The 234-nt window shown below is 51.3% G+C and carries 1 rRNA gene; it reads right to left on the bottom strand.

Features of this window, described 5'->3' with window-relative positions:
* Nucleotides 1-234: ribosomal RNA gene (locus AC5O63_RS22485) — 23S ribosomal RNA — on the bottom strand; the annotation flags it as partial.

The raw sequence follows: 234 nt of genomic DNA on the forward strand, positions 1-234 counted from the left end.
TACCCTGCCCCGATTAACGTTGGACAGGAACCCTTGGTCTTCCGGCGAGGAGGTTTTTCACCCCCTTTATCGTTACTCATGTCAGCATTCGCACTTCTGATACCTCCAGCAGACTTTACAATCCACCTTCAACGGCTTACAGAACGCTCCCCTACCCAATACATAAAATGCATTGCCGCAGCTTCGGTTTATAGCTTAGCCCCGTTACATCTTCCGCGCAGGCCGACTCGACTA

The organism is Vibrio sp. SCP2, from assembly GCF_059295395.1.